Here is a 25,657-nt window from a genome sequence, read left to right as displayed (position 1 = left end):
CCCCCTCTATGTTTCGGTCAATCTTACTTGCCGTTTTCCGCTTTCCAGGCATCAAGCTGCGTTTGCGCTTCAGCCATAACTTTCTCAAGGCCGGCTTGGTTGAACTTCTCGATCGCTTGCGGCAGGTACGTTTCGGGATCAACGGTACCGGTCATCAGCGAGGACCAGAATTGTTCCTTCACGTTTTGTACCGCAGCCAGTTCGCTCGATACGTTCTTCGGATCGAAGTTGAAGCTCAGGATCGGGGAATCCACGCCGGATTCGTTGAACGTTTTGAACTCGTCCCATTTGTTGTCCGGATCGTTCGGGTTCAAATAAAGCAGCATGTTGTTGCCCAGCGAGTACGAAGGCATATCGTAGTTTTTCGACTCCGGCAGGTTTTCCATCCGGTTGTCGGCCGTCTTTTTGTAGTGCGTGCCTTCGATGCCGGAGTCTACCATATTGCGCAGCGCCGGATCGGTATTCAGCAGGTTCAGGAACTCCATCGCTTTTTCCGGGTATTCCGAGTTGGCGGAGATCGCCATCATGGAACCTTGCACGGAGTTGTTCGTGATGATCGCATCGCTGGCCGGCGTCGACGTGATCGGGTAGCCGTTGCTCGTCGACCAGACGTTATCCGCGAAAGGTTGAGTCTGCGCGCGGTCCAGCAGCCATTTGCCCGAAGTGCCCAGGTCCGAAGTGGAGCCTGTCGTTGCCGCTTCCGGAGCGATATAACCGGCTTGATAATACTTGCGCATCGTCGTCAGTGCTTCTTTCATTTCCGGGGTTTCCAGAATGTTCACGACTTTGTAGTCCGTCGTATCCAGCTTCACGGCCATCGGCAGATTCTGGATCACGTAATCGTAAGGCACATAAGGAATATAGTTTTTATCCATGGCGAAAGGCGTAATGTCGGGCGCATTTTCCTTGATCGTCTTCAGCAGCGGTTCCAGGCTGTCCAATGTACGAACCCCGCTTGTATCCATCTTGTATTCGTCGATCAGGTTTTGGTTAAAACGCCATACTTCCTGCTGCGGAAGCTCTTTGTTTGCCGGAATCGCGTAGTTGTGTCCGTCCACCTTCGATCCTTCCAGGAAAGCCGGGTCGATAGTGTTTTTCAGATCCTGACCGTACTCGTCGATCAGGGAATCCAGTTCCATGAACGCGCCTTTACGCGCATTTTGCACATAATCGAAACCGCCGGACGAGGTGAAGATAATATCCATCGGCTCGCCGGAAGCGACCATAACCTGCATCTTCTGTTGGTAATCGCCCCAGTCGATCATTTTCATCGTTACGGTTGCGCCGATCTTCTCGGTCGTGTACTTGCTGACCTCGGCCATGACCGTGTCGACATCCTTTTGCGGAGTACCGATGGTATACCAGATCAACTCGACGGGTTTCTCCGATGTACCTTCGCCGCCCGAAGCCGCGCTTCCGCCGCCGCACCCGGAAAGCGCGACGCTAAGCGCCGTCAGTGCGGTAATTGCGAGCGAAAATCTCTTCTTGCCTTTTTGCATGAAATAGACCTCCTCTTTTGAATTGCTGTCTGTTTGTGTCTTGCGATAAGAACTAACTTCACTCTAAACGATGAAAGCACTTTCAAAAAGAAGTGAAAACTAAGATGTCAGGGTACAAAATAAAGAAAAGACCGCCTAAAGGGCGATCTCTTCCATGAATTAGAAAGATTTATTTACATGAAAATAACATCGAAAAACTTTCATTTTTGCAAAACGGTACTGATGGAACATCATATACGTTGCGAAGCGCTTCGTCGACGGCCCTGTTTTTTTAAGCGGTGTAGAAACAGCCGGAAACAGATTCCCGAACGCTTATCAACAGGCACATCGCACACACGGACATTGAAGATTTTCCGACTCATCTTGTACACTATGCAACATTTATACTTTTAAAATTGCGATTGGGACGTCCAAGTTGTAGGTTATGCAATATTTCGAGCCGGTATAACCTTATACGAGCAAGATTGGAGGCTTAATGCTGCATTTTGTACAACACGGCTCGGCGAAACCCGCTTATTCGGAATTTAATCTTGCACAATGTGCAACATCTTGTTTTAACCCTTCAACTGTTATCCGGTAGTCGGTATCCGCCACTGCCTATTTGTTATTTCCTAAAGCCTGTCCAACTCTGTCGCTTTTCCGCTGAAGAGTACTTTTCCTATTGAAGCGCCTTATACTCCGTCGGAGAAATTCCTACGTACTTCCTGAACTGTTTGTAAAAGTATCCGGTCTCCCAATAGCCCACGCTGCGCGAAATATCCTGTACTTTATGCGTCGTGGTGCGCAGCTTTTCTTTGGCGCGTTCGATCCGGTATTTGTTCAAATAGTCGGTAAACGTCTCGCCCGTTTCTTTATGGAACAGCTGTCCCAAATAGACCGGGTGAATATGATATTGCGAACCGAGCATTTTCAAAGACAGCTCTTCGCCGTAATGAGCCACCACATGCCCGAGCACCTGCTGCACGACCGGACTCCGCGTATCCCGCGTAAGCAGGCCGACCGTCTCCTCGGCCGCGCGCCGAACCGCTTCGATCAGCTCTTCCATATGCGAAGCGGCCCGAATCCGTTCAAGCACCTGAAGGAACGGTTCGCCGTCCTCCTCGCGCTTGACCTCGCGCAATGCAACGCGAAAATCCGCACAGACGCCGAGCGCTATGTTTTGCAGTTCTTCCGGCGTCATGCCTTCTACTTTGCTTAAAGCTACGAAATCCTCGCCGATTCTTCGCTTTAGCCCGTCGCGATCGCGTGCCAGCACGAGGCGCGTATACTCCCGGCCCAGATCCGCCTTCGACAGGCCTGTCGATTCGGCTCCCGAGCCGGCACCTCCGGCAACCGGCGGCGCGTATTCGAAGACTTGGCGCTGCGGGTCGACAAGCGCATACTCCAACGCTTTTTTCGCTTCTGAACGACTGACGGAACCGTGCTGCGGCATAGGACCGATGCTACCCACGCCGATACGCAGACCTTCCTTTCCGAGTCGCTCCGCAAGCTTCGAAGATACGGCAAGCAATCGGTCCTTGCACGCATCGGCCGTCAAAGGCACGATAACTACCGCGTCACCGTCCATGTCCCGAAAAACGACGCATTCCGGCTCGTCATGCAGTCCTTCCTCTACCTGTAGAGACAGCCCCTGATTCTCTTCAACCGCGCGCAAAATCAATACGCCGAGCCGAGGATGCCGCAACGAGATGCCCATCAAGCTCGCCCGCTCCGCAAACTCGGCCTGCGAAATTTCTCCCGTCAGCCAGCGATGCAGGACATTGTCTCGAATGATCCGGGCTCCGAATGCGCCAAACTTCTCCTCGCGCTCGGCACGGCGGAGTTTTTCGGTCACGTTGACGAGCGATGCCTCAAGTTCCTCGACATTGATCGGTTTCAGCAGATAATTTTCAATGCCCAGCTTCATGCCTTCCTTCAGGTAATCGAACTCGTTAAAACCGCTGAGGATAATGACTTTCAACTCCGGACGAACTTCCCGTACCCGGCGAATCAGCTGCAATCCGGTCATCTCCGGCATCGAGATATCGGTGATAAGCAGATCGACTTCCGTCTCTTGCAGGGCCTCGAACGCTTCCCGACCATCCTGTGCGCTGCCTACGATCTCCAGGTCGAACGAAGCCCAATCGATAATATCGGACAAGCCTTCCGTAATGAACGGTTCGTCATCCGCCAGAAATACTTTGTACATGCCGCTCCCCCTCTTCCGAATCCGGATACCGGATCTCTACCGACGTTCCTTGACCGGCTCCCCCGCTGTGCAGCGCGATGCCGTATTCCGGCCCGTACAACAAACGCAATCGTTCGTGCACGCTGCGCATTCCGAAGCCGCCTTCGCCTTCCGCCTCTTCTTCCTTGCGCTGAAGCCCGGCTTGAAGCTCGCGCAGCTTTTCCGTTGAAATCCCCCGACCGTTATCGCGTACCCTTACCGCAATATCGCCCTGCTCCCGGTCCGCAAAAATTACGATGCGGTTATCCGTATCGCGGCTTCGAATCCCGTGCACGATGTAATTCTCCACGATCGGTTGAACGGATAATCGAGGCACTTCCGCGTCCAGCAGTTCCGGATCGGCCTGAATATCGTACGCCAGGCGATCTTTGTAGCGAATCCGGAACAGCTCCAGATACAAGCGGCAAGCTTCGAGTTCATCCTTCAGCGTGTGCCGCTCTTTTTGCTGAACGAAGCTTTTGAACAACATGGATAAGCTGTAGATCATCTCGCCCACGTCTTTCGCGCCCTGGGATACGGCACGCATTCGAATGACCTCCAACGTGTTATACAGAAAATGCGGATTGACCCTGGCTTGCAGAGCGGCAAGTTCGGTGCGTTTTTGCTTGATGTCCGCTTTGTAGACCCGGTCAATGTATAAGTTCAATTCATCCAACATGTCGTCGAAGCCGCTGGAAATCTGACCGAGCTCATCGTCCTTTTTGTCATTCAGACGGCTTTGGAAATCTCCGCGCTTGACCCGCTGAGTCAGGCGAATGATGCGGTTCGTGCGTTTGGCGAAGCTGAATATGAACAACGAGGGCACGAGGATCGCGAACGCGATGCAGATCGCGCCGATCGTCACGATCGTGTTTCGCAAACTTCGGTAAGACTCGGCAGCATCGGCGCGGCTCATGATGCCCGCGACCGTATAGCCTCCGGACGTCGAAGCCAGTTTGTTGAGATAAACGCCGTCCTCCGCGGACGGTCCCGACGGATTCACGTCGTAGACCGAATCCAGCCGCTCCGCATAAGGAAAGCGCTCCCCGTAATAATGTCCCGACGTGTCGAACAAGACTCGACCGTCTGCGGATAGGACGAAAATATCGCCTTTAAACTCTTTTTCATACGCGGTCAATGCATTCCACAGCCGACTAGAGTCGAACCAGACCGTGAGCTGCCCGAGATTTTTGAAGGTTTGCTTGTCGTTGACCGGCATCGTGACCGAATACATGGCTTCACCGGTTTTACCCAGCGCGCGGCTGACCCAGGCATTGGGTTCGGCCACGTTCGCATTTTCGATCGCCATCGCATCCGGCACGTAAGACTGGGACGCATTGACGGCAACCGTCCGAAACTCGCCGTCGTTTCCGAACGAATACAGGACTTGCTGCTCGCTGCTGTACAGGATAAGCGCCCGGATATCGGCTCGCGCGTCAAGCACGTTTTCCATATAGGTTTTGGCGCTTGCCGAATCGATGCCCGTCTCCGTATAACGATCCAGCCGATAACGAATATAGTCGGAATAAGGAGTCATCATGAAAGCGGACAGGTCGATCGACAGCGCATCGTCGCGGTAAATATCCGGCATGATGGAATCCGCTTCGCCGACCCGCAAGCTGATATAACGATCGATCGCCGACATGGCCGCCCTCTGATTGTCCAATTCCCGGCGAACAGCCGATTGGGACATCGAGACGAACATGAAATAAGAGAAGGCGATAATCGTGACGATCGTAATGAAGGAGAAGAGCAGAACGATCTTGGTGAAGAGATTGTTTTTGACGGTTCTTCGGTAAAAACCCAGGATATCCATACTCTGCTCCTCCTTCTTTCCAGGGCATGTATGCAAACTCCGCCGGGAGCAGATTGAGTTGAATTTTCGTTCTCAGCAAGGAAAATGACGCGGCCATTGGTGGATGACTATACGCTTCAAGCAGACATCCGCTGAGGACGAAAAGGCAGGTCAAGATGCACGTCGCCCGAGTTTGCGTACACTACCTAGCTTTCGTTTTTGGCTATTTTCGCACTCTAACTTGTATCTGTCCACTCGTACCGGACATAAATCTTCCATGGACGCCTACTCCTATTCCTTTACCATATCGAATGAAACCCCTTTCAATAAGTGGTGAAAATAAAGAAGCACCGTTCAAATTAAAGAAGCTGTCCATCCGATCAAAACCGCGCGCCCGAATATGTATCCAACGTACTCGGGCACGCATGTTTTCCGAGTTTCGGGACTACAGATCCTCCGTCTCCAGCACGACCGGGCAATGATCGCTTCCCATAATCAAACCGTCGATCCGTGCATCCTTCAACTTGGGAGCCAGACGCTCGGAGGCGAGGAAATAATCGATGCGCCATCCGATATTCCGCTCCCTGACCTTGGCCATGTAGGACCACCAGCTATAGACGCCTTCCTGGTCCGGGTAAAAATAACGGAACGTATCGATGAATCCGGAAGCCAGCAGCTCCGTCATTTTCCCGCGTTCCTCGTCCGTAAAGCCGGAGTTGCCGATGTTCGGACGGGCATTTTTCAAATCGATTTCCCTATGCGCCACATTGAGGTCTCCGCAGACGATCACCGGCTTTTCGGCGTCCAACTTTTTCAAATACTCCCGGAACCGGTCTTCCCACTCCAAACGGTACGGAAGACGGGTCAAATCGCGTTTGGCGTTCGGCGTGTAGACATTGACCAGGTAAAAGCCGTCGTATTCCAGCGTCAAAATCCGGCCTTCGTCCTCCGAATCCGTCTCCATGCCGTAACGGACCGCAAGCGGGCGAATCTTGGTGAACACGGCCGTGCCCGAATACCCTTTTTTAAGCGCATAGTTCCAGTACTGGTGATATTCGCGCGTAGGCTCGATCGTAATCTGGCCCTCTTGAAGCTTCGTCTCCTGCAAACAGAAAATATCGGCGTTCTCGCGTTCGAAATATTCGGTAAAGCCTTTATTGACGGCGGCCCGCAGGCCGTTCACGTTCCAAGAAATCAATTTCAAGCCGCATTCTCCTTAACTGAAAATAAGCTGTCGAAGGCACGTTCGCACGCCCTCCAACAGCCAGTGTACCATACCTTGCCTTCCAAGGTTAACCTTCGCATTAATGTCGCGTTCCTTGATCCGAGCGGTTATGTTTTTCGTTTTCCCAGCAGAAAAGTTATGCCTTTGAGCACCGCGAAAAGCGGATAAAGCAGGATCAGCAGAACCAGCATATGGGTAAACAAAGCCTCGGCTGCTTCTGCCCAGAGCTTTTCCTGCGGCAGTCCCAGCATCGCTCCGGCAAACTGGGCGAAGAAGACGGAAAGCGCTCCGTAAATCGGGACCTGCCACTTGCTTTCTTTGCGCCAATACGCCCCTGCGACGGGAAGCAGCACGGCGCTCAGCAGCATGTAGATTCCCAACCCTTCGTAGCCTCCCGATGCCGCATCATGCTTCCAATGAGGCAGCAGCCAAGCAACCAGAAAATTCATGACCAATACCGAGGCGAACAAAATTTGCAAAACCCGGTCGACTGCCGTTTCTTTTTTCTCCGGTTCCCGCGTGTCGAGCCGCTCGCCTTCGGCGTCTACCGAGTCCAACGCTGCCAGTCGCCTGTCGTGCGCCGTCATGATGCGCGCCAAGCCGAAGACGACCAACAGGCCGGCTCCCAACCATAGATCGAGCCTGGCGAGCGGCTGCCAACGTTCCCAAACTCCCTGCGTGTACAGACCCGCGGTTACCAACCCCGCCGTATGTAAGATAAAAATCCATGCCGCGTCCCGCAAAGGCCGCCAAAGCTGCTTCAAAGTGTTCGTCCCGCGCCAGTAACGTCCCGCAACGATAAAGATCGTCAAATTAAAAATTTGCAGCGCCAGCGAGCCCGAACTCCAATCGTCGCGCCATGCAAACCCGGCTTCGCCCCGATCCGGGGTCCATGAAGGAATCCAAAGCAGCGCCAGCAGAAAATTGACGGTCAGCGCCGCCGCATGAAGAGGCCGGAAAAAACGCGCGTCGTTTCGGCGGCGGTTCCGCTCTTTGCGCTCCAGCATGCGAGGCGTCCGATACGGAAAAGCATATTCGTTTGCTGGCACGCGTTTGCCCAGTTCGAACGGCCGGCGCGAATCGTAAAGCGATTTGGGCAGCGAATCGTAGGCTTCGGCAAAATCTTCCGCGCGCAGCTCGCTCAAGTTCAGCCGCGTCGCGTATACCGGTTTGCCCGAAGCATGGAGCCGGAGCAGAATTTCGCCGAGCAGGCTTTCGTCTTCGCGTTTGCGGAACGGAAAGGTCTTCACGTAAACGATCCCGTCCTGCTCATCATCCAGGCGCAGAACCAGATTCGCGCCCGACCCGTACGTTCGCCCTGGACGGTTATGATTGCGCACCGCCCAGCCGTCAAGGCTGACCAGCGCTTCGCGAACCCGAGGATCGGCGATCCGGATGTCCAGCAGCTGACGGTGCAGCACGAAATTTTCATGCGGCATGTATGCTTTTCCTTCTTTTTCCTTGTGCATATGCAGGAAAAAGAAGGCTGATTTTCGCAGAGAGATTGTCAGGAAAACGAAAAACGCAGTGCCGATCAGCGTCAAAACGACCAAGGTCCAAAGCTCTCGCGTACCGAGATAAAACGCCGCTGTTATCCCGGACCATGCAGCCGCGGCGCAGATCCACATCAAAACGAAAGGAACGCGCCGGATCGACGGAACCTGATTTTCGCCGTCTTCGCCGGACGGATCGCCGTTTGCGTATACATCATCCCTCAAACTATCCCTCCTTGCTCACTGCATTTTTGTACCCGCCTGCCTTGATCGATGAAACCGCCTCAGCGTCTTTCCCGCCAAAAGGCGGCCGCCGGTCTTCGTTTTCGAACCTGCGTTCCCTTTTCGTTGACAGGGTTCGATTTCTTATGCTATATTTGGCTTAATCTTACATGAACGATGCAGGGAAGCACCCTGCGGGCAAGGTCCGAAGACCTTTTCCGCGGGGTGCTTTTTTGCGTGCCGGCGTTCCTCGGATTCGAATCTTTTTCGTTTGGCAAACTGCAAGATTTTTTGAAAAAGGAGCTGAAAACATGTTGTTCCCCGCAAAAAAAAGATCTTTTTCCCGTTTCGCCTCTCTGATGATCGCCGCCGTTCTGGTCTTGTCCGTTTACGCTCCCGGCCGCGCGCAAGCTTCCGGAGATGCGTGGGCCGCCGCGCTGTCCGGCATCGATTCCCTGTACGACGGTTATACAGCGCTCGAAACGGCCAACAAGCTGGAAAAACAGCAGATTCAATCGCTGCGCAAAGACAGCGCCGCGCGCCTCAAAGAAGTCAACGCCGCCGTCAAAGCGATCGACAAAACCAAAATCGATCAATTGGCTTCGACCGCCGCCTCGCTCAAAACCCGCCATGCTTCGTTGATCGGGCAGTACGGCGATCTCGGCAAACAGGCGAGCGAGGCGCGCAAACGCAAAGACAAAAAGAACGCGGATCTGTTGGATCTCAAGCGCAACAAGCTGAAGCCGTCGGTCGACGCGGCCAAGTCGGAGATCAAAAAAGCGAACGAAGCGCTGGCCGCCGCCAAAAAACAAGCCAAAGCCAAAGCGCAAATCGTCAAAGACGCGCTGGCTCCCGTAACTTCGTTGAAAAAGCAGGTCACGGCGGAAAACAAATCGATTACGTCGTTCAACAAAACGCGCGCCGCTTCGTATAAGCGCTATCGTGCCGCCGTCAAATCGGGCAACGCCATAACCGCGGCCGCCGAAATCACCATGATGTATGCGCAGCTCGGCAAAATTCACGCCTCCCAACAAAAAATCCACGGTTGGGAAAAGCAAATTTCCGCCGCGATCAAATCGGCGGCGAATAAGCTGCCGGGCAAATAAGCCGGGAAGCGCCGGGCGAAGCACGGAATGTGCGATCAGGTTTCAATAAAAAACGCATCCGGCAAAAAAGCGCCGGATGCGTCAGTTCCTCGAAACTTACAGCTGCTCGCCGTTGGAGGCAATCACGCCTTTGTACCAATAGAAGCTTTTCTTCGGCGTGCGGCTCAGGTCGCCGTTGCCGTCGTTGTCTTTGTTGACGTGAATGAAGCCGTAACGCTTTTTCATTTCGCCGGTCGAGGCGCTCACCAAGTCGATGCAGCCCCACATGGTGTAGGCGATCAGATCCACGCCGTCCGCCACCGCTTCCTTCATCTGAACGATGTGGTCGCGCAGGTAGTTGATCCGGTAATCGTCGTTGATCGAACCGTCTTCTTCCACGACGTCTACGGCTCCAAGTCCGTTTTCCACGACCATGAGCGGAATTTGGTAACGATCGTAGAGGTGGTTCAGCGTGTAGCGCAGACCCTGCGGGTCGATCTGCCAGCCCCAGTCGGATGCTTCCAGATAAGGGTTTTTCACGCCGCCGAGCAGGTTGCCGCCGACTTTCTCGACTGCCGGATCGGCACTTTCCACGATCGACATATAGTAGCTGAACGAGTAGAAATCGACCGTGCCTTCTTTGAGCGTCCGTTCGTCTTCCTGATGCAGTTCAAGCTTGATGCCCTGCTCTTCGAAGAAACGCTTCGCGAAGCCCGGGTATGCGCCGCGAACCTGCACGTCGCCGCAGATCATGTTGGAAATTTGGTCTTTCTTCTGCGCCAGAATGATATCGTTCGGGTTGCATGTGTTCGGGTACGTCGTCATGAACGCGATCATGCAGCCGATTTGGAAGTCCGGGTTGATCGAATGACCCAGCTTAACCGCTTTTGCGCTTGCCACGAATTGGTGATGCAGCGCCTGAAAACGGGTTTGCGGGCTATCCACGCCGTCCGTCAGTTCCGTTTTGCCGTCGAACAGGATGCCTGCCGCCATGTAGGCGCCGAGCGGCATCGTCAGACAGTTGATTTCGTTGAACGTCAGCCAGTATTTGACTTGATTCTTATAACGGTTGAAGATCGTTTCGCAATAACGCAGGAAGTGGTCGATCACGTCGCGCGAAGCCCAGCCGTTATATTTCTCGGTCAGGCCGAACGGCGTCTCGTAGTGGGAGATCGTCACGAGCGGCTCGATGTTGTGCTTCTTCAATTCCGCGAACACGTCATCGTAGAATTTCAAGCCTTCTTCGTTCGGCTCTTGGTCGTAACCGCTCGGGTAGATGCGCGACCAGTTGATCGACATGCGGAACATTTTGAAGCCCATTTCGGCCATCATCGCGATGTCTTCCTTGTAATGGCCGTAGAAATCGACCGCTTCATGGCTCGGATAGTAAGTGCCTTCTTCCAGCACCGGCGTAATGCGGCGCGGCGTCGTGTGCGTACCGCCGGTCATCATATCGGACGTGCTCGGGCCTTTCCCGCCCTGATTCCAGCCGCCTTCGAATTGGTTGGCAGCCGTAGCGCCGCCCCAGAAAAATCCGTCTCTCATTTTCATCGTATAGTTCCTCCTCCAGAGTTGGGTGAAGTCTTTACCCGTAGTGTATCATCCATACCCTGACAAGGATTGTCATGGTATAATTTCGACATGGAACATAATCGATTATTCAAAATTTTGCTGCTGCTGTTGGAAAAAAAGAAAACGACCGCCCCCGAGCTGGCCAAGTTGTTCGAAATTTCGGTGCGAACCGTTTACCGCGATATCGACCGGCTTAGTTCGGCAGGCATTCCGGTCTATACGACAACCGGAAAATACGGCGGGATTCACCTGATGGACAACTATGTCATGGATAAGTCGCTGCTCAGCGAAGAAGAACAGAACGAGATTTTGCTCGGCTTATACAGCGTCAGCTCTATTCCGCACTTGAACGGCAACCGCATGCTGACCCGACTTACGACGTTGTTCGATCACAAGCTGGATTGGATCGAATTCGAGCATTCTCCCTGGGAGAGCATTCCGGCGCAGGAAATGGAGATGTTCAACCAGGTCAAACAAGCGATTTTCGCGCGGCATCCCTTGTCTTTTCATTACGTGAATTCCAACGGTGAAGCCAGCACGGAGACGGCGCAGCCGGTAAAGCTGATTTTCAAAAATAACACCTGGTATTTTAAAGGCTGGCAGGAGCTGGAACAGGAACAGTCCCGTAGTTTCAAGACGTTCAAAATCAAGCGCATTTCCGACCTAAGCTTCGTTTCCGGCCACCTCGATCGGGACCCGATCGCTCCGCCCGCGGAGGAAAGCAATGCCCCTTCGCCTCAATTTCCTTTGACGGAAGTTCTGTTCTCCGAATCGGTTGCCTATCGGGTTCGGGATTTTGCCGATCCCGCCCTGATTCGAAAAGAGTCGGACGGGAGGCTGCGCGTGGCGATGCATCTGGAAGTGGACGAACGGCTGTACTCGTTTCTGATGTCTTTCGGCGGCGATGTCACGGTCGCGGAACCGGCCCATATTCAGGAAGAGCTGCTCAGACGGCATCGGCGCGCAGTCAAGCATTTGATTGCGGCAAGCGGCGCCGCGCGCGAAAACGCCGATGCTGAGCGCAAGAATCAGGATGCCTGACCTGTCGGTATGCGCGTACACTGAAACCAAACCCGACAGGAGGCTTTTAAAACCATGAAACATAACACCGACAACCCTTTATCTTCATCTTCCCGTACCGCAAGCCGCTCCGCTTCGTCCATCGCCGAGTTTCGGCGTTTGCATGAAGAAGAAGGCCTGCTGTTTCTCGGCAACGCCTGGGATGCCGCTTCGGCCGCGGCTTTGGAAAAAGCCGGCTTTGCGGCGATCGGCACGACCAGTTACGGCATCGCTCAAGCTTCGGGCATGCGCGACGGCGAAGAGATTCCGTTCGACCGGCTTGCGGCGATCGTCCGCGACATCGCGGCCCGGGTGAACATTCCGGTATCGGCGGATATCGAAGCGGGTTATGCTTCGAAACACGCGGACATCGTGGACAATGCGCTGCGCGTCGCGGACGCGGGCGCGGCCGGCTTGAATATCGAAGATTCGCCGAAAGACAGGCACGGACTGCGCGACGTTTCCGAACAAGCACGGCTGCTGGCCCTGCTTCGAAACGCGCTCGACGCGCGCGGCTTCGGCGGCTTTTTCGTCAATGCGCGTACCGACACTTACCTGATGCCGGGCGTGTCCGATCCTTTTGAAGAAACGCTGCTTCGCGTACGCGCCTATGCCGACGGCGGCGCCGACGGAATCTTCGTCCCCGGTTTGTCGGCGGACGCGGAGATCGCCGCCGTCGCATCGGCTTCGCCGCTTCCGCTGAACGTCATGTCGCTGCCGGGACTGACTTCGGTCTCCCGTCTGCAAAAGCTCGGCGTTCGGCGCTTCAGCTTCGGCAATGCTTTTTCCGATCTCGCCCTCGCTTTTCTGGCACGATCCGCGAAAAGACTGCTGCGTGATCAAGACACGCAATCGCTATATGCAGCGCGGAGCGAATGATCGCTGCCGCGAACACTTAAACACGAAAAAAGGGACCCTGAAAGCCGGAATTCCGGCTTTCAGGGTCCCTTTTTCTATCGGACGATCAGAACGAAGCTTTTTCCACGTGTACCGCTACCGCCTGAATTTGCGCTTTGGTCAGGCTGCCGTTGTCGGACCAGATAGTCACGAAACGATCGCCGACCGGGAACGTCAGCATATCTTTGTCGGACGGCTTGTACCAATTGCCTTTCACGCCGTTGGAGAGCGTAACCGGGGTGAGATCGTAGCCGAACGAATCGTCGCGCGGCGCGACGGCTACCTTCATCTTATCGAACACGTAAGTGACGGAATCGCCGCCGGCGCCCACGCTGCGGAATTTATCCCCTGCCGTCGCTTGCATCGGAGCATAAGCGGCTTCGAAACCTTCGAATGCAGCAAAAGCAGCTTTGGCGGCTGATTTTTGCGAAGCGGTATACGTTACGGCAGTCAAGCCCGATGCCGTCTCGCCTGCCGGCGTTCCGGAATTGCCCGTTCCGTTTTTTGCGCCGATCACGACTTTTTGTTCTGCCGCATCATAGGTGACCGGCACGTTCAACGCTTCGCCCAGCGCGCGAACCGGCAGATAAGTCGTATTGTTGTAAACGATCGGGTCGAGGCTTTTGCCTACCGCGTCTTTCGGCGTGTACGCTTGGCCGTTCACGACGAAGCCCAGTCCGTGGTTAAGCTGCGCCTTGATCGTCTCAATGTTGGATGCGGCGTAAGCGCCGACCGAAGCGGAAAGAGCCATGCCTGCTACCATTTCTGCCGCGATAAATTTTTTCGATTTCATGATTTGTGTCCTCCTTGGGTGGTTGGGATGCGTTTTTCTTATTGAACTCAATATACCCGAGGAATATCTCGAAAAAGCCAATGAATTGTATCGAGGAAGTAAACATTTTGTCGAATTTAAGCATGCAAGCTATTCAAGTTTCGCAATCTTTCGACGATAATGAAAGGTGGACATTCATCAAGGAGGCTCATCGCATTGAAAACAGGTAAACAAAAACGACTGGGTTTACGAACAAAACTTTACTTGATCATTCTGGTTCCGCTTGTCGTGATCGGCATACTTGTCATGCTAACGACGCGTTCGGCAATCGAGCAGGCCGCTTTGAAGACCATGCAGGAGGATACCCGCCGATTGGCCGAAAACACGGCTGCCCGCTTGGGCACGCAGTCCGGCGCCATCGAAACCGTATATGCGGACGGCGAAAGTTCTTCCGCTTATCGCACGCTGCGGGAAGAATTGAACACGCTGCGCCAGCAGGCCGGCGTTCTGTATGTATATATGTTGAACAAAACGGATGCGGGCTGGATCTATACCGTGGACGGAGCGGCTTGGGACGACGAGGAATACAGCCCGCTCGGAACGGAGGCATCCTTCGATGCGGATGTCGATACCCGGCTGCTCCGAGGCGAAACGGTCAATACGCCCGTCGTGCACAGCGAAGAATGGGGCGACCTGTTCTCGTCCTTCACTCCGATCCGCGACGACGGCGGAAGCGTAATCGGTTATCTGGGCATCGACGTCGACGCGAATACGCTCGAACAAGTGACGTCGAACACGTTGGCCGATTCTTACAAGATCATCATTCCGCTGTTCACCGCCGTCCTGCTGCTGTCGATGCTTGTCATGCTGCTGGTGGTCAATCGTCTGCTCAAGCAGGTAAACGGAATCAAAAAAGGGCTGGAGCAAGTGGCCGAAGGCAATCTGGATACTTCCGTTAAGCGGATCACCGGCGACCAGCTCGGCGATATCGCCGTTCTGACCGAAAAGATGACCGCCCGGATCAAAGACATGATCGTGCGGATCAAAAACGATTCCGATACGCTCGTGCAATCGGCCGCGCATGTCGGAACCACGGCGGGCACCAACAACAAGCAGGCCGAAGAATTGACCAGGGCCATTCGCGAGATCGCGTCGGGTTCCATGCAGCAGGCCGAGGAAACGGAACGCGCCGCGCAGTTGAGCGATCGGCTCGGCGGCATGATGGACGAAGTCGCTTCATACGTGCATCAGTTTACCGACGTTTCCGAACGGTTGGGAGCCGTGCAGGCCGAGGTCAGCCGGGAACACGAACTTCTGCTGGACAAAAGTCGGGATAACATGCGGCGCACCGTCGACCTGACCGAAATGTCCGCGGAACTCGATCGCAAATCGAAGCTGGCCGCTTCGGTCAGCGACCGGCTCAATTCGATCGTCAAGCAGACGCAGATCCTGTCGCTGAACGCCACGATCGAAGCCTCCCGGGCGGGCGAAGCAGGCAAAGGCTTCGCGGTCGTCGCGGGAGAAATGGGATTGCTGGCCCAGCAGTCGAAAGATTCCATTCAAGAAATCGAAACCATTCTCGGCTCCTTCGTCGGGCAAGTCAGCCGCATGAACGAACATTTCGAATCGAACCGAGTCAGCGCAAGCGAACAAGAAACCCAGATCGCCGAATGCCTGCAAACGTTCGGCGAAGTATCCCGGATTTCGCAACAAATCGAGACGCTGGCCGAACGCCTGGATCGCCGGGCCGGCGATATGCAGGGCGCGCGCCGCGAAGTCGAGCAGCATATGAACGATATCGCCGCGGCAACCGAACAGACGTCGGCCATGACCGAAGAAGTCTCCGCAAGCGCCGACGAGCAGCAGCGCTCCGCGCGCGAACTGGAAGACATTTCGCGTCGGCTGTCGGAAGTGGCGGACGGCATGCAGAGCGTCGCGCGGCAATTCCGCACGGAGCATGCGCAAGATGCGGAGCCGGATTCCCGAATCCGTTAAACCGCTCCTTCTTCCGAAAAAGAAATTAGCAAACAAAGCCGGCCTCCTTTCGGGAGAGCCGGCTTTCTTCATCTTATAAGTCCGAACGGACTCCGGCGCGTTGAACGGCCGGGCTTTCGTGCAGTAGCGTTTCCATGGATCACAACCGTTCTTATGGATAGCGGCACCCTTCTATGGGCTTCTTGCACCTCTTCAAACCGCGTCCTTCGCCGGCCGCACCGTCAGTTCGTTCACGTCGACGCCTTCCGGTTGGGCGATCGCGTACGCGACGGCTTCGGCGATCGCTTCCGCAGGCAGCGCGACTCTGCGGTATTCCCGCATCGCCGCGCGCGCATGCTCATCGGAAATGCTGTCGGCCAGCTCCGATTCGGTCACGCCCGGCGAGACGAGCGTCACGCGGATCGAACGCCCCGTCTCCATGCGCAGCCCTTCCGAAATGGCGCGGACGGCGTATTTGGTCGCGCAATACACGGAGGCCGTCGGCGTCACCTCGTAAGCGCCGATCGAAGCGACGTTGACGAACTGTCCGCCTCCTTGCGTTTGCATAACGGGAAGGCCCGCCGCGATGCCGTGAAGCACCCCGCGGATATTGACGTCGATCATGCGGTTCCATTCGTCGATTTTGCGTTCTTCCAGATTGGACAGCGGCATGACGCCGGCATTGTTGACGATGACGTCGACGCGGCCGAACTTTTCGACCGCTTCGTTCACGAACGCTTCCATGTCTTCCGGATCGGTCACGTCCAGCTTGCGATATTCCGCGGTTCCTCCCGCCGAGCGGATCTCGTCCGTCAACGATTCCAGCCGCTCGAAGCGTCTTGCGCCCAGCATCACTTCGGCTCCCTGCTTCGCCAGCAAGCGCGCCGCCGCTTCGCCGATTCCGCTGCTGGCTCCCGTAATCAGGACGACTTTGCCTTCCACGCCGTTCGTTTGCCGTTTTTCCGTATTCATGTTCGTTCCTCCTTGAAAAGTTCGGCCGCAGCCTTTTTTATTTTTGCCGGTAAAAAATCATGCCTCCGTGATACAGCACGTCTTCGCGAAATTCGCCGTCCGCCGTGAATCCGGTATCGTCGATATAATCGATATGGTCTCCTTTGACGGTGTAGCTGCCGGTGTACGCGCTGATGCGGCTGCCGCGGGCTTCGTCGTAACGTCCGTTTCGCAGCAGTTCTTGACGGATCAGGCCGTCCGCGGTCACCCACATGCCGACGTACGGGTGCGGTTTTTCGTTTTCGCGCTTGTCGCCGTTCGAGTTCATGATTCGTCCTCCTCTCGTTTCGGTTCTTGTTCAGTATGAAGGATTCGCGAATGGGGGAGGTAGAACGATCGACGCAAAAAATTGCCTATTCCGCGCAAAGCTGTTCGCACGCGAAGCTTCGCATTGTATAATCGAAGAAAATCCGCGCAGAACCTTATAAAGGAGGATTCACGTAATGTCGACTTCAACCGCCCGTTCGACCGTCAACGAAAAGCTTGCGGAGCTTGCCGGCTCGATTGCCCGATTCTCCGCGATCGACGGCACGTACCAGACGAACTTCCCTCCGCTGTCGCTGATTCGCAGCTCCGAAGATGCCGTCCCGGTCTATACCGTTTACGAACCGTCGATCTGCCTCGTCGCCCAGGGAAGCAAGCTCGTCCTGCTCGGAGACGAAGCCTACCGTTACGGACCTTCGCAGTATTTCGCGGTATCGGTCGATCTGCCGATCTCCGGTCAGGTGACCGAAGCGTCGGCCGAACATCCGTATCTGGCCGTCCGTCTGCGGATCGATCCGCAGCAGGTGCTCGAACTGCTCCGGGAAACGGAAGACGGTTCCGCTGCCCGGATCTCGACCGCGCGCGGATTGTACGTCAGCGAAGCGGCTTCCGGCATGCTGGACGCGTTCTTGCGCCTCGTGCGTTTGCTCGAAACGCCAGAGGACCTTCCGGTGCTGGCCCCGATGGCGGCGCGGGAGATTTTGTATCGGGCGCTTCGGGACGGCCAAGGACAATCGATCCGGCAGATGGCGCCCGGAGCGGGACATGCCGCTTCCGTCGCCGAAGTGATCCGGCGCATCCGCGAAAGCTACAACGAACCGCTGCGCATCGACGAGCTGGCCGGGGAAGCGGGCATGAGCCCGTCTTCGCTGCATCGACGATTCCGCGACGTGACGGCGATGAGCCCGCTTCAATTTCAAAAACAGATCCGGCTGCAAGAGGCGCGTCGAATGCTGCTTTGCGAACCGGTCCAAGCCGCCGAAGCCGCTTTTCGCGTCGGCTACGAAAGCCCGTCCCAGTTCAATCGCGAATACGCCCGGCTGTTCGGCCGGCCGCCGCTTGTCGATATCCGCCGATTGAAGACGCTGTCCGCGCGCCGGACGGCGGGCGAAAATTGAAGCAACGTTCGAACGAACGGCAAACCTCGAGAAAGACTGCGGAAAAAGCGCTTCTCCGCTGCACGCGAAAAAGGAACGTTCCCCCGGGAACGTTCCTTTTTCGACTAAGCATTCATGGGTATGGGCATATTCTTTCGACGGTTTGCGCGGCAAGGATGCGAGAGCGCTCAGGCGCCGCGCTTCGTGCCGCTCGCGACTACCTTATGCACGTGCAGCATCAGGTCAAGCAGCTCGTCTTCCGGCAAACGCGTACCGCTGCGGCGCTCCAGATCGTTCCGGATGTCTTCGGCGCACGCGTAACATTCCGGCATGTGCTCGCGGATCAACCGGCCGAGCACGCCGTCCGTCGCGGAACCTCGGTCTTCCGTCCGCAGCGTCCGTCGTACCGAGGTCCGCATATGTTCCGCGAAACGACGATACGTCAACACGGACACGTCGGAACTTCCGATGCCGAAACGGCGCTCGATGATCCCGAATGCGTTTTCGAGTGCGGCAAACAATAATTCGCCTTCTCCTCCGGTCCCCTGCTTTTTCCAATACGTCGCCTCGTCAGCTTGTTCTTCCTGCGCGATCACCATATCGTCGTTGATGATTTGCGTAATTTTCATGGTTGCCGCCTCCTTTTCATCGTTCCCCGTATGTTTGAATATGCCAAGCATAATTTGTGACATCGATTTCAGGTCAACAGATTTTTTTCGCCCTCAGCGAAAAAAGCGGTTTTTTGTTATACTTTTGGGCAAAGGGGGCGGCAGAAATGACGAATATCAAAGAAATCGCAAAACGCGCAGGCGTATCGCCGTCCACGGTCTCCCGCGCGCTGAGCGGAAAAGGATACGTCAGCGAAGAGAAAAAGCGCCGGGTGCTGGCCGCGGCCGAAGAATTCGATTACGCGCCGAACCTGAACGCTCTTTCGCTCAAAACGGGAATCACGCGCAGGCTCGGTCTGGTCGCCCCCGCTTTCATCGAATCAGTCAGCCTGTTTACTGGAGGATTCGTGCGGGCGGCCGAAGAGAACGGGTATACCGTGACGCTGTTCATGACGGGCAGCGACGTGTCCAAAGAGCTTGAAGCGCTGGAAGCGCTGCGTCGCAAGCAGGTGGACGCGCTCGTGTTCGTCATGTTCAAAAGCGATTTGTCGCTGATTGCAAGCTATACGAAATACGGTCCGATCGTGTCGTGGCAGCGGATTATCCATCCCGATGTTCCGTCTGTATTCATGAATCAATACGACGGCTATATGATCGCCCTTGAACACTTGTACGCGCGCGGCTATCGTCGGATTTGCAACATTTACGGAGCACCGACGCGATTGAACACGCAAAGCCGTATCGACGCGTTTCGGGATTTCTGCGCAAAATACGAACTCGATCCCTGTGCCTGTCCTTCTTTTGACGATATGGGCAACCCTTCGCACGGAGAGCAGATAGTCCGCTGGTGGCTGGAAAACGGACAGATTCCCGACGCGTTTGCCACTACCAACGACCGCGTCGCGGCAGGCATGGTCGCGGAAGCACGCAGACTCGGTTTGCGGATTCCCGAAGATTTCGCCGTCTGCGGCTTCGACAATCTCGATTTCGCGGACATGCTCGACCTGACGACTATTCATTATCCGGTGAACGAACAAGCGGGCAACGCGTTCTCGATCATTCGCAACCGCATCGAACATATCGACCTGCCGCTGCGTCCGCTGAAGTTCCATTTGGTGCAGCGCGGCACAACATAAACATCGCACTCCCAAGCTGTTGACTTATTAATCGTATACATTACTATTAATAGAAAAAACCTAGGAGTCCTGATGCCTTTATGACTGATCTGCATTTTCCGCCCAAAAAGGAACGTCATCGCAAATTCGGAAGCGTTCCTCCCATCCCGGGCGATAAACCTACAAGCAAAGATCAAATGCCTGACCTGCAAAACCGCCGGGAAGATTATTGGTTCGACCTGGATCAAGTCGGCGTGTCTTCCGTGAAGCACCCGATCTTGTTCCGCTCTCCATTGGCTCCTGTCCAGCAAACGCCGATTGCCTCATTGGAGCTGACGACAACTCTTTCCCGTGATGCAAAAGGGATCAATATGAGCCGCCTGACCGAACAATTGGAACGCTATCGTCATACCGATTTCGTGTCCGATCCGGCTTCCCTGAACGCCTTCACCCGCGAACTGGCCGAAGCCATGCAGCAAGACGGCGCAACGCTGAAGCTGGAATTCCCGTGGTTCTACGAGCGCAGCGCTCCCGTTTCCGGCCAAGTCGGCCTGGCCCACGCCGAACTGAGCATCGAAGCCCGGTATCATAAGCACACCGAGCCCGAATTCTCCCTAACCCTCGGCATCCGGGCATCCGTAACGACGCTCTGCCCCTGCTCCAAAGAAATCAGCGAATACAGCGCCCACAATCAACGCGGAACCGTACAGATCCGAGCCGAAGCCGATCCCGAACAACTTGACGGCAATTGGTGCGCCCTACTGCTCGACGCCGCCGAATCCAACGCCAGCGCTCCATTGCATCCGGTTCTCAAAAGGCCCGACGAAAAGCTCGTCACCGAGCGCGCCTACGAAAACCCGCGCTTCGTCGAAGACCTGGCCCGCCTCGTCGCCGCCGACCTGGTCGAATCTCCTTTCATCCGTTCTTTCGACCTCGAATGCCGCAACGAAGAATCCATCCACCAACACGACGCTATAGCGAGAGTCCGATACCCAAAGAAAAGCCCAGTCTAAAAAATCAAAAGCAGCCTCAAGCCTTTTCGCTTTGAGACTGCTTTATCTTGTATGTTTATGTTGTTTATGTTGCATCTTCTCTTCTCTTCCCCCACCCAAAAATACGATTCCCAGAAGCTGTAGCGGAGGGGAAAATTCAGTGAAAGACGCCTTTGAGCAAAGAAAGCCGGAGGCTTTCTACGCGAGACAGCGTCTTGAACGAATTTTTCCCGCAGCGCCTCCCCATCCGGATTCGCAGACTCCCGTCATTTCCAAAACAACCCTTCCGGATCAAGCTCGAACTGCTCCAGCTGATCTTCGAAATCGGGCTGCGGTGCCAGCGACGGCGCCGCGGCCCATTTTCCGTCTTCCGTTTTGGCGTATAAATTCCAAGCCCCCTGCTCCAACCGGAACTGCGCCAGATCTTTCCCCTGCCAGCCGTAACGAGGAGGCTCGGGACGCTCTTCGCTCAAGGTGACGCGGTCCTCCTCCATCCGGTACACGATCCGCACCGCCCTGCGCATGCTCGGCGGAATTTTTTCCGAAATATAACCGCGAAGCAAAGCTTCCAATCTTTTCGTCTCCAACGTGCTCATCGATGTCCCCGCCTTTATCGTTTTATGGTAAAAATGAACCGCCGCGGCTGCTGTCCAGCTCGAATCCGCCGCCTTCCAATGGACGAATAGCCGTGATATCGGTATTCGCGTATATAGGCAGCTTGCGATACGCGGCCAACGTTTCCAGATAATCCGCATATTCGTCTCCCGAAGGATGCTCCGTTCCCAGCGTAAAAGCAGGAGACGTGCGCAGCGATATCGAATTCAGATCAAGCAGGCCATAAGCGTTTCCGGTAAAAGAAGGCGTGATCATGCGCGTTTCCTTCGGCCAAAGCCGAAAAGAAGAGCCGATTCCGCCGCGATCCACCACGGCGAAACGGCCGATTTTCAAATCCTGCAATACGCATGCTATACCTAAGCCTGCGGCGCCGGCGCCAGCGCCGACGACCAGACAGTCGAACTCTTCCACTTTGATTCACCTCGAAAATTTAATAGTAATTATTACGATTTAATCAGAGCATACGGCGTTCCTGCCATTCTGTCAAATCAAAGTCTCTTGAATTTTGGGGCATCATGCTCTATTTTTGTTGTAGTAGCTTGACCAAGTTAAATGTAAAGTTACGCACACCTGAGATTTCGTACCTAACCCGTGTACGAAGTCTCCAACGGAAACGCACTTAAAACGTGTGCATTTCAGGTGTCCGTAAACTTCTGATTAAGGTTGATTAAGCTAGTAGGGTATGTTTTTTGTACAGGTGAAACTTTAGTCCCGCCTTGGGCGTCCAATTTTTATAGAGATCATGCGTCATGCCATCAAGCCCATACATAATCCAAAGGAGAAGTGAGAATGAAACTCGGAAATCTTGCCTGGAAAAAAAGCGTAGTCGTGTTTGCCGCTCTTATGCTGTTGGCGCTCTTTACGCTTCCCGGAACGGTTCGGCACGCGTCCGCAGCCGCTGCGGTCGAAGCGAGCATCGTACTGGACGGTCAGACGATCAACGGCGCGGAGCCGGTCATCGTCAACCAAACGACGATGGTACCGATCCGCGTCGTCTCCGAACAACTGGGCTACTCGGTCAATTGGAACCAGTCCGCGGGACGCGTTACGATCGGAGCAGAAGCCTCGCCGCTCGTACTGACGATCGGAAGCACGACGGCAGATTCGGCTTCCGGCAGCGTGCAGCTGGAGCAGCCGCCGTTCGTTCGTTCCAGCACCACCTATGTACCGCTGCGCTTCGTCGGTTCCCAGATGGGTCTCGGCGTCAAGTGGGAGCAGGCTTCGCGGACCGTATTTTTGCAGACTCCGGCTCAAGACCCATCGCTGCCGCCTGCCGTCGAGACGCCGGACCCAACACCGGTAGTCCCTTCGAATAACGCGTCGATCGATGCAATCAGCTTCAGCGATAACCGCTTGACGATCTCGGCCGGAGCGAACGTAACGCCGAAAAGCTCTTCATTGGCAGGCCCCGACCGGATCGTTGTCGATCTGCCGAACAGCGCTTTCGGACCGGGGTTGCTTGCCAACGGCAGCTTGGGATCGGGACAAGTCGGCACGCTGACTGTGGAAAACTCTTCCCTGGTCAAGCAAGTTCGATACTCGCTGTTCAGCGAAAGCCCCTCTACCGTGCGAGTGGTCATCGATTTGAATCGGGCTGTCGGATACAACATCTACGCGGAAGGCAATCTGATCTTCGTCGATCTGAACGACGACGGAACCGCTCCGCCTATCGGAACGGACGGCAAAAAAGTCGTAGTGATCGATCCCGGACACGGCGACCATGACTCGGGCGGCGTCGGCATTACCGGCGTCAAAGAAAAAGACATGGTGCTTCAAGTCGGCTTAAAAGTAGCCGCCCTGCTCAAGCAGGAGCCGAATATCGACGTCATTATGACGCGCAGCGACGATACGTTTATCGCGCTGGATGACCGGGCCAAGATCGCCAACAATGCCGGAGCGGATGTGTTTTTGTCCATCCACGGCAACAAAGCCAACGCGAGCAGCGCGGTCGGCACCGAAACGTATTATGCCGATGCAGCTCGCAGCAAAACGCTGTCCGACACGATCCAAAAACACGTCCAGCAAGCGACAGGCTTCCGCGACCGCGGCTCCAAACAAGCCAACTTCGTCGTCATTCGCAAAACGACCATGCCGGGCGCTCTGGTCGAAGTCGGATTTTTGAGCAACAAGGAAGAAGAAGCTTTGATGATGCAAGAAGACTTCCAGCAAAAAGTAGCGCTGGCGATCGTCGCGGGCTTGAAAGAATATTTGGGAATGAACTGATCCTTTCTTCCTCTTCTTTTCTTTCTCCTCTTTCTAAAAAATAGAACCTGCAATCGCAGGTTCTCAGATGTCGAAAAAGTTCAACGCAGCTGGAAGACAGAAGGCGTAGAGAGAAATTCGATGAAGGAACGATAGTGTTCGCCTTTGAAATCGGGAAAATTCCGCTAAAAATTCAATCTGTTTTCCCGATTTCAACACGCGACCGGAATGAATTTCTCTCGGAGCCTTCTGTCTTCCCACGCATACGGAACTTTTTCGAAAACCTGAGAACCCGCAATCGCGGGTTCTTTTTTATCTGTCCTACCAATAAGTTTTACTCGGCAACTAATTTTTCCTGAATCAATTTATTTTGCCCAAGAGAAACTTTTTAATCGTAATTGAGTCTATTACCTTGAAGGGAGTAGTGATAATGAGATTCGAACGAAATATGTGGAAAAAGATAGCCGCCATGGTGCTGGCTATCGTGCTTACGGTTACGCTGGCTCTGCCCGCCGCAACCGGACAGGCTTCTGCCGCGACGACCGAAACCGGAATCATGTTGGACGGCCGAAAGCTGGATAACGCCCAGGCGATTACGGTTGACGGAACGACCATGGTGCCGATTCGCATTGTATCCGAACAACTCGGCCACTCGGTGAATTGGAATCAAGCAACAGGACGAATACAGATCGGCAGTGCTCCGGCCTCGTTAACTTTGACTCTGGGCAGCCGGACGGCAGCTTCATATTCGGGCAGCATCACGATGCAGCAGGCCCCTTTTCTTCGTTCGAATACGACTTACGTGCCGCTTCGTTTTGTCGGCTCGCAAATGGGTTTGGCCGTTCGATGGGAACAGTCTTCAGGTACCGTTTATCTGCAAACGCAGCTTGAAGCCCCTTCCCTTCCGACTACGCCCCCGACGGCTCCTTCGACACCTCCTGCCGATTCGAACAGGGCGTCGATCAACAGTATCAGCTTCAGCGACAATCGTTTGACGATCTCGGCGGACAGTTCCGTGAAGCCCGAAGGTTCCGTGCTCAGGGGCCCGGACCGGATCGTGGTCGATCTGCCGGACAGTTCGTTCGGACCCGGACTGCTTCAAAACCAAACGGCATCAACAGGCCAAGTCGTAACTCTGCACGTAACCGGTTCTTCGGCGGTCAAACAAGTTCGTTACTCGCTGTTCAGCCAAAGTCCGTCAACGGTGCGGGTCGTCATCGATCTCAATCGTTCGACCGGACACAAGCTGTACACCCGGGGCAATCTCGTGCTCGTCGATCTGAACGACGACGGCGCGGCCGCACCGATCGGCACCGACGGCAAAAAAGTCGTCGTCATCGACCCCGGACACGGCGATCAGGATCCCGGCGGCATCGGCGTGACGGGAAAAAGGGAAAAAGACATGGTATTGAGCGTCAGCCTGAAGGTCGCCGCACTGCTTAAACAGGAGTCGAATATCGACCTGATCATGACGCGAACCGATGATACCTTTATCCCGTTGGACGGACGCGTCAAGATCGCCCAAGACGCCAAAGCCGACGTCTTCCTGTCCATCCACGGCAACGCCGCATCCTCCAACGCAGGCGGAACCGAGACCTTCTATGCGGATACCAAGCGCAGTAAAGCCTTGTCGGACACCATTCAAAAACATGTCCTGGCGGCTACCGGATTCCGGGATCGCGGCTCCAAACAAGCCAACTATCTCGTCATTCGCAAAACGACCATGCCCGCAGCCCTTCTCGAAATCGGCTTCATGACCAACGCCAACGAAGAAAAGCTGATGATGCAGGACGCTTTCCAGCAAAAAGTAGCCAAAGCCATCGTAGCCGGCATTAAAGAATACTTAGCCAATAGCTGATTTCAACAGCTAACACCGCGATCTGTTACTCAAAAAACATAACAAAAAGGGGTACAACGGACATCTGATCCGTTGTACCCCTTTTTATTTCCCCAC

21 protein-coding genes are annotated in these 25,657 nt (G+C 54.9%); 9 read left to right on the top strand and 12 right to left on the bottom strand.

Annotated elements, in window-relative coordinates; all coding sequences use genetic code 11:
* Positions 1 to 23: 23 nt before the first annotated feature.
* The 5 genes from HRQ63_RS14015 to HRQ63_RS13995 form a co-directional block, all read right to left on the bottom strand.
* Complete coding sequence (locus HRQ63_RS14015) at positions 24 to 1,499, bottom strand: ABC transporter substrate-binding protein (protein ID WP_172244738.1); 1,476 nt, start codon at positions 1,497 to 1,499, stop codon at positions 24 to 26.
* A 658-nt stretch (positions 1,500 to 2,157) separates the two neighbouring features.
* Complete coding sequence (locus HRQ63_RS14010; protein ID WP_172244736.1) at positions 2,158 to 3,687, bottom strand: response regulator transcription factor; 1,530 nt, start codon at positions 3,685 to 3,687, stop codon at positions 2,158 to 2,160.
* Positions 3,662 to 5,521, bottom strand: a complete 1,860-nt coding sequence (locus HRQ63_RS14005; protein WP_172244734.1) for a sensor histidine kinase — start codon at positions 5,519 to 5,521, stop codon at positions 3,662 to 3,664. The genes HRQ63_RS14010 and HRQ63_RS14005 overlap by 26 nt, the downstream gene beginning before the upstream one ends.
* A 424-nt stretch (positions 5,522 to 5,945) precedes the next feature.
* Positions 5,946 to 6,704, bottom strand: coding sequence for an exodeoxyribonuclease III (locus HRQ63_RS14000; RefSeq protein WP_172244732.1), 759 nt, complete (start codon positions 6,702 to 6,704; stop codon positions 5,946 to 5,948).
* Positions 6,705 to 6,832: 128 nt separating this feature from the next.
* Positions 6,833 to 8,443 (bottom strand): hypothetical protein, encoded by a 1,611-nt coding sequence (locus HRQ63_RS13995; protein ID WP_172244730.1) that lies wholly within the window; start codon positions 8,441 to 8,443, stop codon positions 6,833 to 6,835.
* Positions 8,444 to 8,751: 308 nt separating this feature from the next.
* On the opposite strand from HRQ63_RS13995, the gene HRQ63_RS13990 reads away from it, so the two are divergent.
* Positions 8,752 to 9,546, top strand: a complete 795-nt coding sequence (locus HRQ63_RS13990) for a hypothetical protein (RefSeq protein ID WP_172244728.1) — start codon at positions 8,752 to 8,754, stop codon at positions 9,544 to 9,546.
* 96 nt (positions 9,547 to 9,642) lie between these two features.
* Here the strand turns inward: HRQ63_RS13990 and HRQ63_RS13985 are convergent, their stop codons facing one another.
* Positions 9,643 to 11,076 (bottom strand): glycoside hydrolase family 1 protein, encoded by a 1,434-nt coding sequence (locus HRQ63_RS13985; RefSeq protein WP_172244726.1) that lies wholly within the window; start codon positions 11,074 to 11,076, stop codon positions 9,643 to 9,645.
* Between the two features lie 90 nt (positions 11,077 to 11,166).
* Here HRQ63_RS13985 and HRQ63_RS13980 point away from each other — a divergent pair, with 90 nt between their 5' ends.
* Both HRQ63_RS13980 and HRQ63_RS13975 read left to right on the top strand, forming a co-directional pair.
* Positions 11,167 to 12,138, top strand: a complete 972-nt coding sequence (locus HRQ63_RS13980) for a helix-turn-helix transcriptional regulator (RefSeq protein ID WP_216673934.1) — start codon at positions 11,167 to 11,169, stop codon at positions 12,136 to 12,138.
* A 54-nt stretch (positions 12,139 to 12,192) separates the two neighbouring features.
* A complete protein-coding gene (locus HRQ63_RS13975; protein ID WP_172244724.1) occupies positions 12,193 to 13,035 on the top strand; it encodes an isocitrate lyase/PEP mutase family protein in 843 nt (280 codons plus the stop codon).
* Positions 13,036 to 13,120: 85 nt separating this feature from the next.
* Here HRQ63_RS13975 and HRQ63_RS13970 read toward each other — a convergent pair whose 3' ends face one another.
* The gene (locus HRQ63_RS13970; RefSeq protein ID WP_172244722.1) at positions 13,121 to 13,846 is read right to left on the bottom strand and encodes a stalk domain-containing protein; all 726 of its coding nucleotides are present in this window, start codon (positions 13,844 to 13,846) and stop codon (positions 13,121 to 13,123) included.
* Between the two features lie 195 nt (positions 13,847 to 14,041).
* Between HRQ63_RS13970 and HRQ63_RS13965 the strand changes: the two genes are divergently transcribed.
* Entirely contained in the window at positions 14,042 to 15,820 is a 1,779-nt protein-coding gene (locus HRQ63_RS13965; RefSeq protein ID WP_172244720.1) for a methyl-accepting chemotaxis protein, read from the top strand.
* Positions 15,821 to 16,012: 192 nt separating this feature from the next.
* On the opposite strand, the gene HRQ63_RS13960 is transcribed toward HRQ63_RS13965, so the two are convergent.
* Both HRQ63_RS13960 and HRQ63_RS13955 read right to left on the bottom strand, forming a co-directional pair.
* Positions 16,013 to 16,771 (bottom strand): SDR family oxidoreductase, encoded by a 759-nt coding sequence (locus HRQ63_RS13960; RefSeq protein ID WP_172244718.1) that lies wholly within the window; start codon positions 16,769 to 16,771, stop codon positions 16,013 to 16,015.
* A gap of 37 nt (positions 16,772 to 16,808) precedes the next feature.
* On the bottom strand, positions 16,809 to 17,078 hold the full coding sequence (locus HRQ63_RS13955) for an Atu4866 domain-containing protein (RefSeq protein ID WP_172244716.1): 270 nt from the start codon (positions 17,076 to 17,078) through the stop codon (positions 16,809 to 16,811).
* A gap of 175 nt (positions 17,079 to 17,253) precedes the next feature.
* On the opposite strand from HRQ63_RS13955, the gene HRQ63_RS13950 reads away from it, so the two are divergent.
* Entirely contained in the window at positions 17,254 to 18,192 is a 939-nt protein-coding gene (locus HRQ63_RS13950; RefSeq protein WP_172244714.1) for an AraC family transcriptional regulator, read from the top strand.
* A gap of 167 nt (positions 18,193 to 18,359) precedes the next feature.
* On the opposite strand, the gene HRQ63_RS13945 is transcribed toward HRQ63_RS13950, so the two are convergent.
* Entirely contained in the window at positions 18,360 to 18,800 is a 441-nt protein-coding gene (locus HRQ63_RS13945; protein ID WP_172244712.1) for a PRD domain-containing protein, read from the bottom strand.
* Positions 18,801 to 18,946: 146 nt separating this feature from the next.
* Between HRQ63_RS13945 and HRQ63_RS13940 the strand changes: the two genes are divergently transcribed.
* Both HRQ63_RS13940 and folE2 read left to right on the top strand, forming a co-directional pair.
* Positions 18,947 to 19,915 carry a LacI family DNA-binding transcriptional regulator gene (locus tag HRQ63_RS13940; protein ID WP_172244702.1) on the top strand — a complete coding sequence of 323 codons (969 nt, stop codon included), beginning with the start codon at positions 18,947 to 18,949 and terminating at the stop codon, positions 19,913 to 19,915.
* Positions 19,916 to 19,995: 80 nt separating this feature from the next.
* Positions 19,996 to 20,907 carry a GTP cyclohydrolase FolE2 gene (folE2, locus tag HRQ63_RS13935; protein ID WP_172244700.1) on the top strand — a complete coding sequence of 304 codons (912 nt, stop codon included), beginning with the start codon at positions 19,996 to 19,998 and terminating at the stop codon, positions 20,905 to 20,907.
* 245 nt (positions 20,908 to 21,152) lie between these two features.
* On the opposite strand, the gene HRQ63_RS13930 is transcribed toward folE2, so the two are convergent.
* Positions 21,153 to 21,482 carry a DUF3024 domain-containing protein gene (locus HRQ63_RS13930; protein ID WP_172244698.1) on the bottom strand — a complete coding sequence of 110 codons (330 nt, stop codon included), beginning with the start codon at positions 21,480 to 21,482 and terminating at the stop codon, positions 21,153 to 21,155.
* Between the two features lie 22 nt (positions 21,483 to 21,504).
* Positions 21,505 to 21,912 carry an NAD(P)-binding domain-containing protein gene (locus HRQ63_RS13925; protein WP_172244696.1) on the bottom strand — a complete coding sequence of 136 codons (408 nt, stop codon included), beginning with the start codon at positions 21,910 to 21,912 and terminating at the stop codon, positions 21,505 to 21,507.
* A 378-nt stretch (positions 21,913 to 22,290) separates the two neighbouring features.
* Here HRQ63_RS13925 and HRQ63_RS13920 point away from each other — a divergent pair, with 378 nt between their 5' ends.
* Together HRQ63_RS13920 and HRQ63_RS13915 are read left to right on the top strand one after the other, a co-directional pair.
* Positions 22,291 to 23,724 carry an N-acetylmuramoyl-L-alanine amidase family protein gene (locus HRQ63_RS13920; RefSeq protein WP_172244694.1) on the top strand — a complete coding sequence of 478 codons (1,434 nt, stop codon included), beginning with the start codon at positions 22,291 to 22,293 and terminating at the stop codon, positions 23,722 to 23,724.
* A 409-nt stretch (positions 23,725 to 24,133) separates the two neighbouring features.
* Positions 24,134 to 25,561: an N-acetylmuramoyl-L-alanine amidase family protein gene (locus tag HRQ63_RS13915; RefSeq protein WP_172244692.1), complete on the top strand. Its 1,428-nt coding sequence runs from the start codon at positions 24,134 to 24,136 to the stop codon at positions 25,559 to 25,561.
* Positions 25,562 to 25,657 lie beyond the last annotated feature (96 nt).

It is taken from the genome of Saccharibacillus endophyticus (assembly GCF_013185185.1).
Classification (GTDB): Bacteria; Bacillota; Bacilli; order Paenibacillales; family Paenibacillaceae; genus Saccharibacillus; species Saccharibacillus endophyticus.
The sequence above is the reverse complement of the archived record's forward strand: the minus strand, read 5'-3'. Positions and strand labels throughout refer to the sequence as shown.

What these genes read in the sequence shown, in the direction of transcription:
- HRQ63_RS14015 (WP_172244738.1), bottom strand. Translation starts at nt 1,499, where the DNA reads ATGCAAAAAGGCAAGAAGAGATTTTCGCTCGCAATTACCGCACTGACG.
- HRQ63_RS14010 (WP_172244736.1), bottom strand. Translation starts at nt 3,687, where the DNA reads ATGTACAAAGTATTTCTGGCGGATGACGAACCGTTCATTACGGAAGGC.
- HRQ63_RS14005 (WP_172244734.1), bottom strand. Translation starts at nt 5,521, where the DNA reads ATGGATATCCTGGGTTTTTACCGAAGAACCGTCAAAAACAATCTCTTC.
- HRQ63_RS13990 (WP_172244728.1), top strand. Translation starts at nt 8,752, where the DNA reads ATGTTGTTCCCCGCAAAAAAAAGATCTTTTTCCCGTTTCGCCTCTCTG.
- HRQ63_RS13985 (WP_172244726.1), bottom strand. Translation starts at nt 11,076, where the DNA reads ATGAAAATGAGAGACGGATTTTTCTGGGGCGGCGCTACGGCTGCCAAC.
- HRQ63_RS13980 (WP_216673934.1), top strand. Translation starts at nt 11,167, where the DNA reads ATGGAACATAATCGATTATTCAAAATTTTGCTGCTGCTGTTGGAAAAA.
- HRQ63_RS13975 (WP_172244724.1), top strand. Translation starts at nt 12,193, where the DNA reads ATGAAACATAACACCGACAACCCTTTATCTTCATCTTCCCGTACCGCA.
- HRQ63_RS13970 (WP_172244722.1), bottom strand. Translation starts at nt 13,846, where the DNA reads ATGAAATCGAAAAAATTTATCGCGGCAGAAATGGTAGCAGGCATGGCT.
- HRQ63_RS13960 (WP_172244718.1), bottom strand. Translation starts at nt 16,771, where the DNA reads ATGAATACGGAAAAACGGCAAACGAACGGCGTGGAAGGCAAAGTCGTC.
- HRQ63_RS13955 (WP_172244716.1), bottom strand. Translation starts at nt 17,078, where the DNA reads ATGAACTCGAACGGCGACAAGCGCGAAAACGAAAAACCGCACCCGTAC.
- HRQ63_RS13950 (WP_172244714.1), top strand. Translation starts at nt 17,254, where the DNA reads ATGTCGACTTCAACCGCCCGTTCGACCGTCAACGAAAAGCTTGCGGAG.
- HRQ63_RS13945 (WP_172244712.1), bottom strand. Translation starts at nt 18,800, where the DNA reads ATGAAAATTACGCAAATCATCAACGACGATATGGTGATCGCGCAGGAA.
- HRQ63_RS13940 (WP_172244702.1), top strand. Translation starts at nt 18,947, where the DNA reads ATGACGAATATCAAAGAAATCGCAAAACGCGCAGGCGTATCGCCGTCC.
- folE2 (WP_172244700.1), top strand. Translation starts at nt 19,996, where the DNA reads ATGACTGATCTGCATTTTCCGCCCAAAAAGGAACGTCATCGCAAATTC.
- HRQ63_RS13930 (WP_172244698.1), bottom strand. Translation starts at nt 21,482, where the DNA reads ATGAGCACGTTGGAGACGAAAAGATTGGAAGCTTTGCTTCGCGGTTAT.
- HRQ63_RS13920 (WP_172244694.1), top strand. Translation starts at nt 22,291, where the DNA reads ATGAAACTCGGAAATCTTGCCTGGAAAAAAAGCGTAGTCGTGTTTGCC.
- HRQ63_RS13915 (WP_172244692.1), top strand. Translation starts at nt 24,134, where the DNA reads ATGAGATTCGAACGAAATATGTGGAAAAAGATAGCCGCCATGGTGCTG.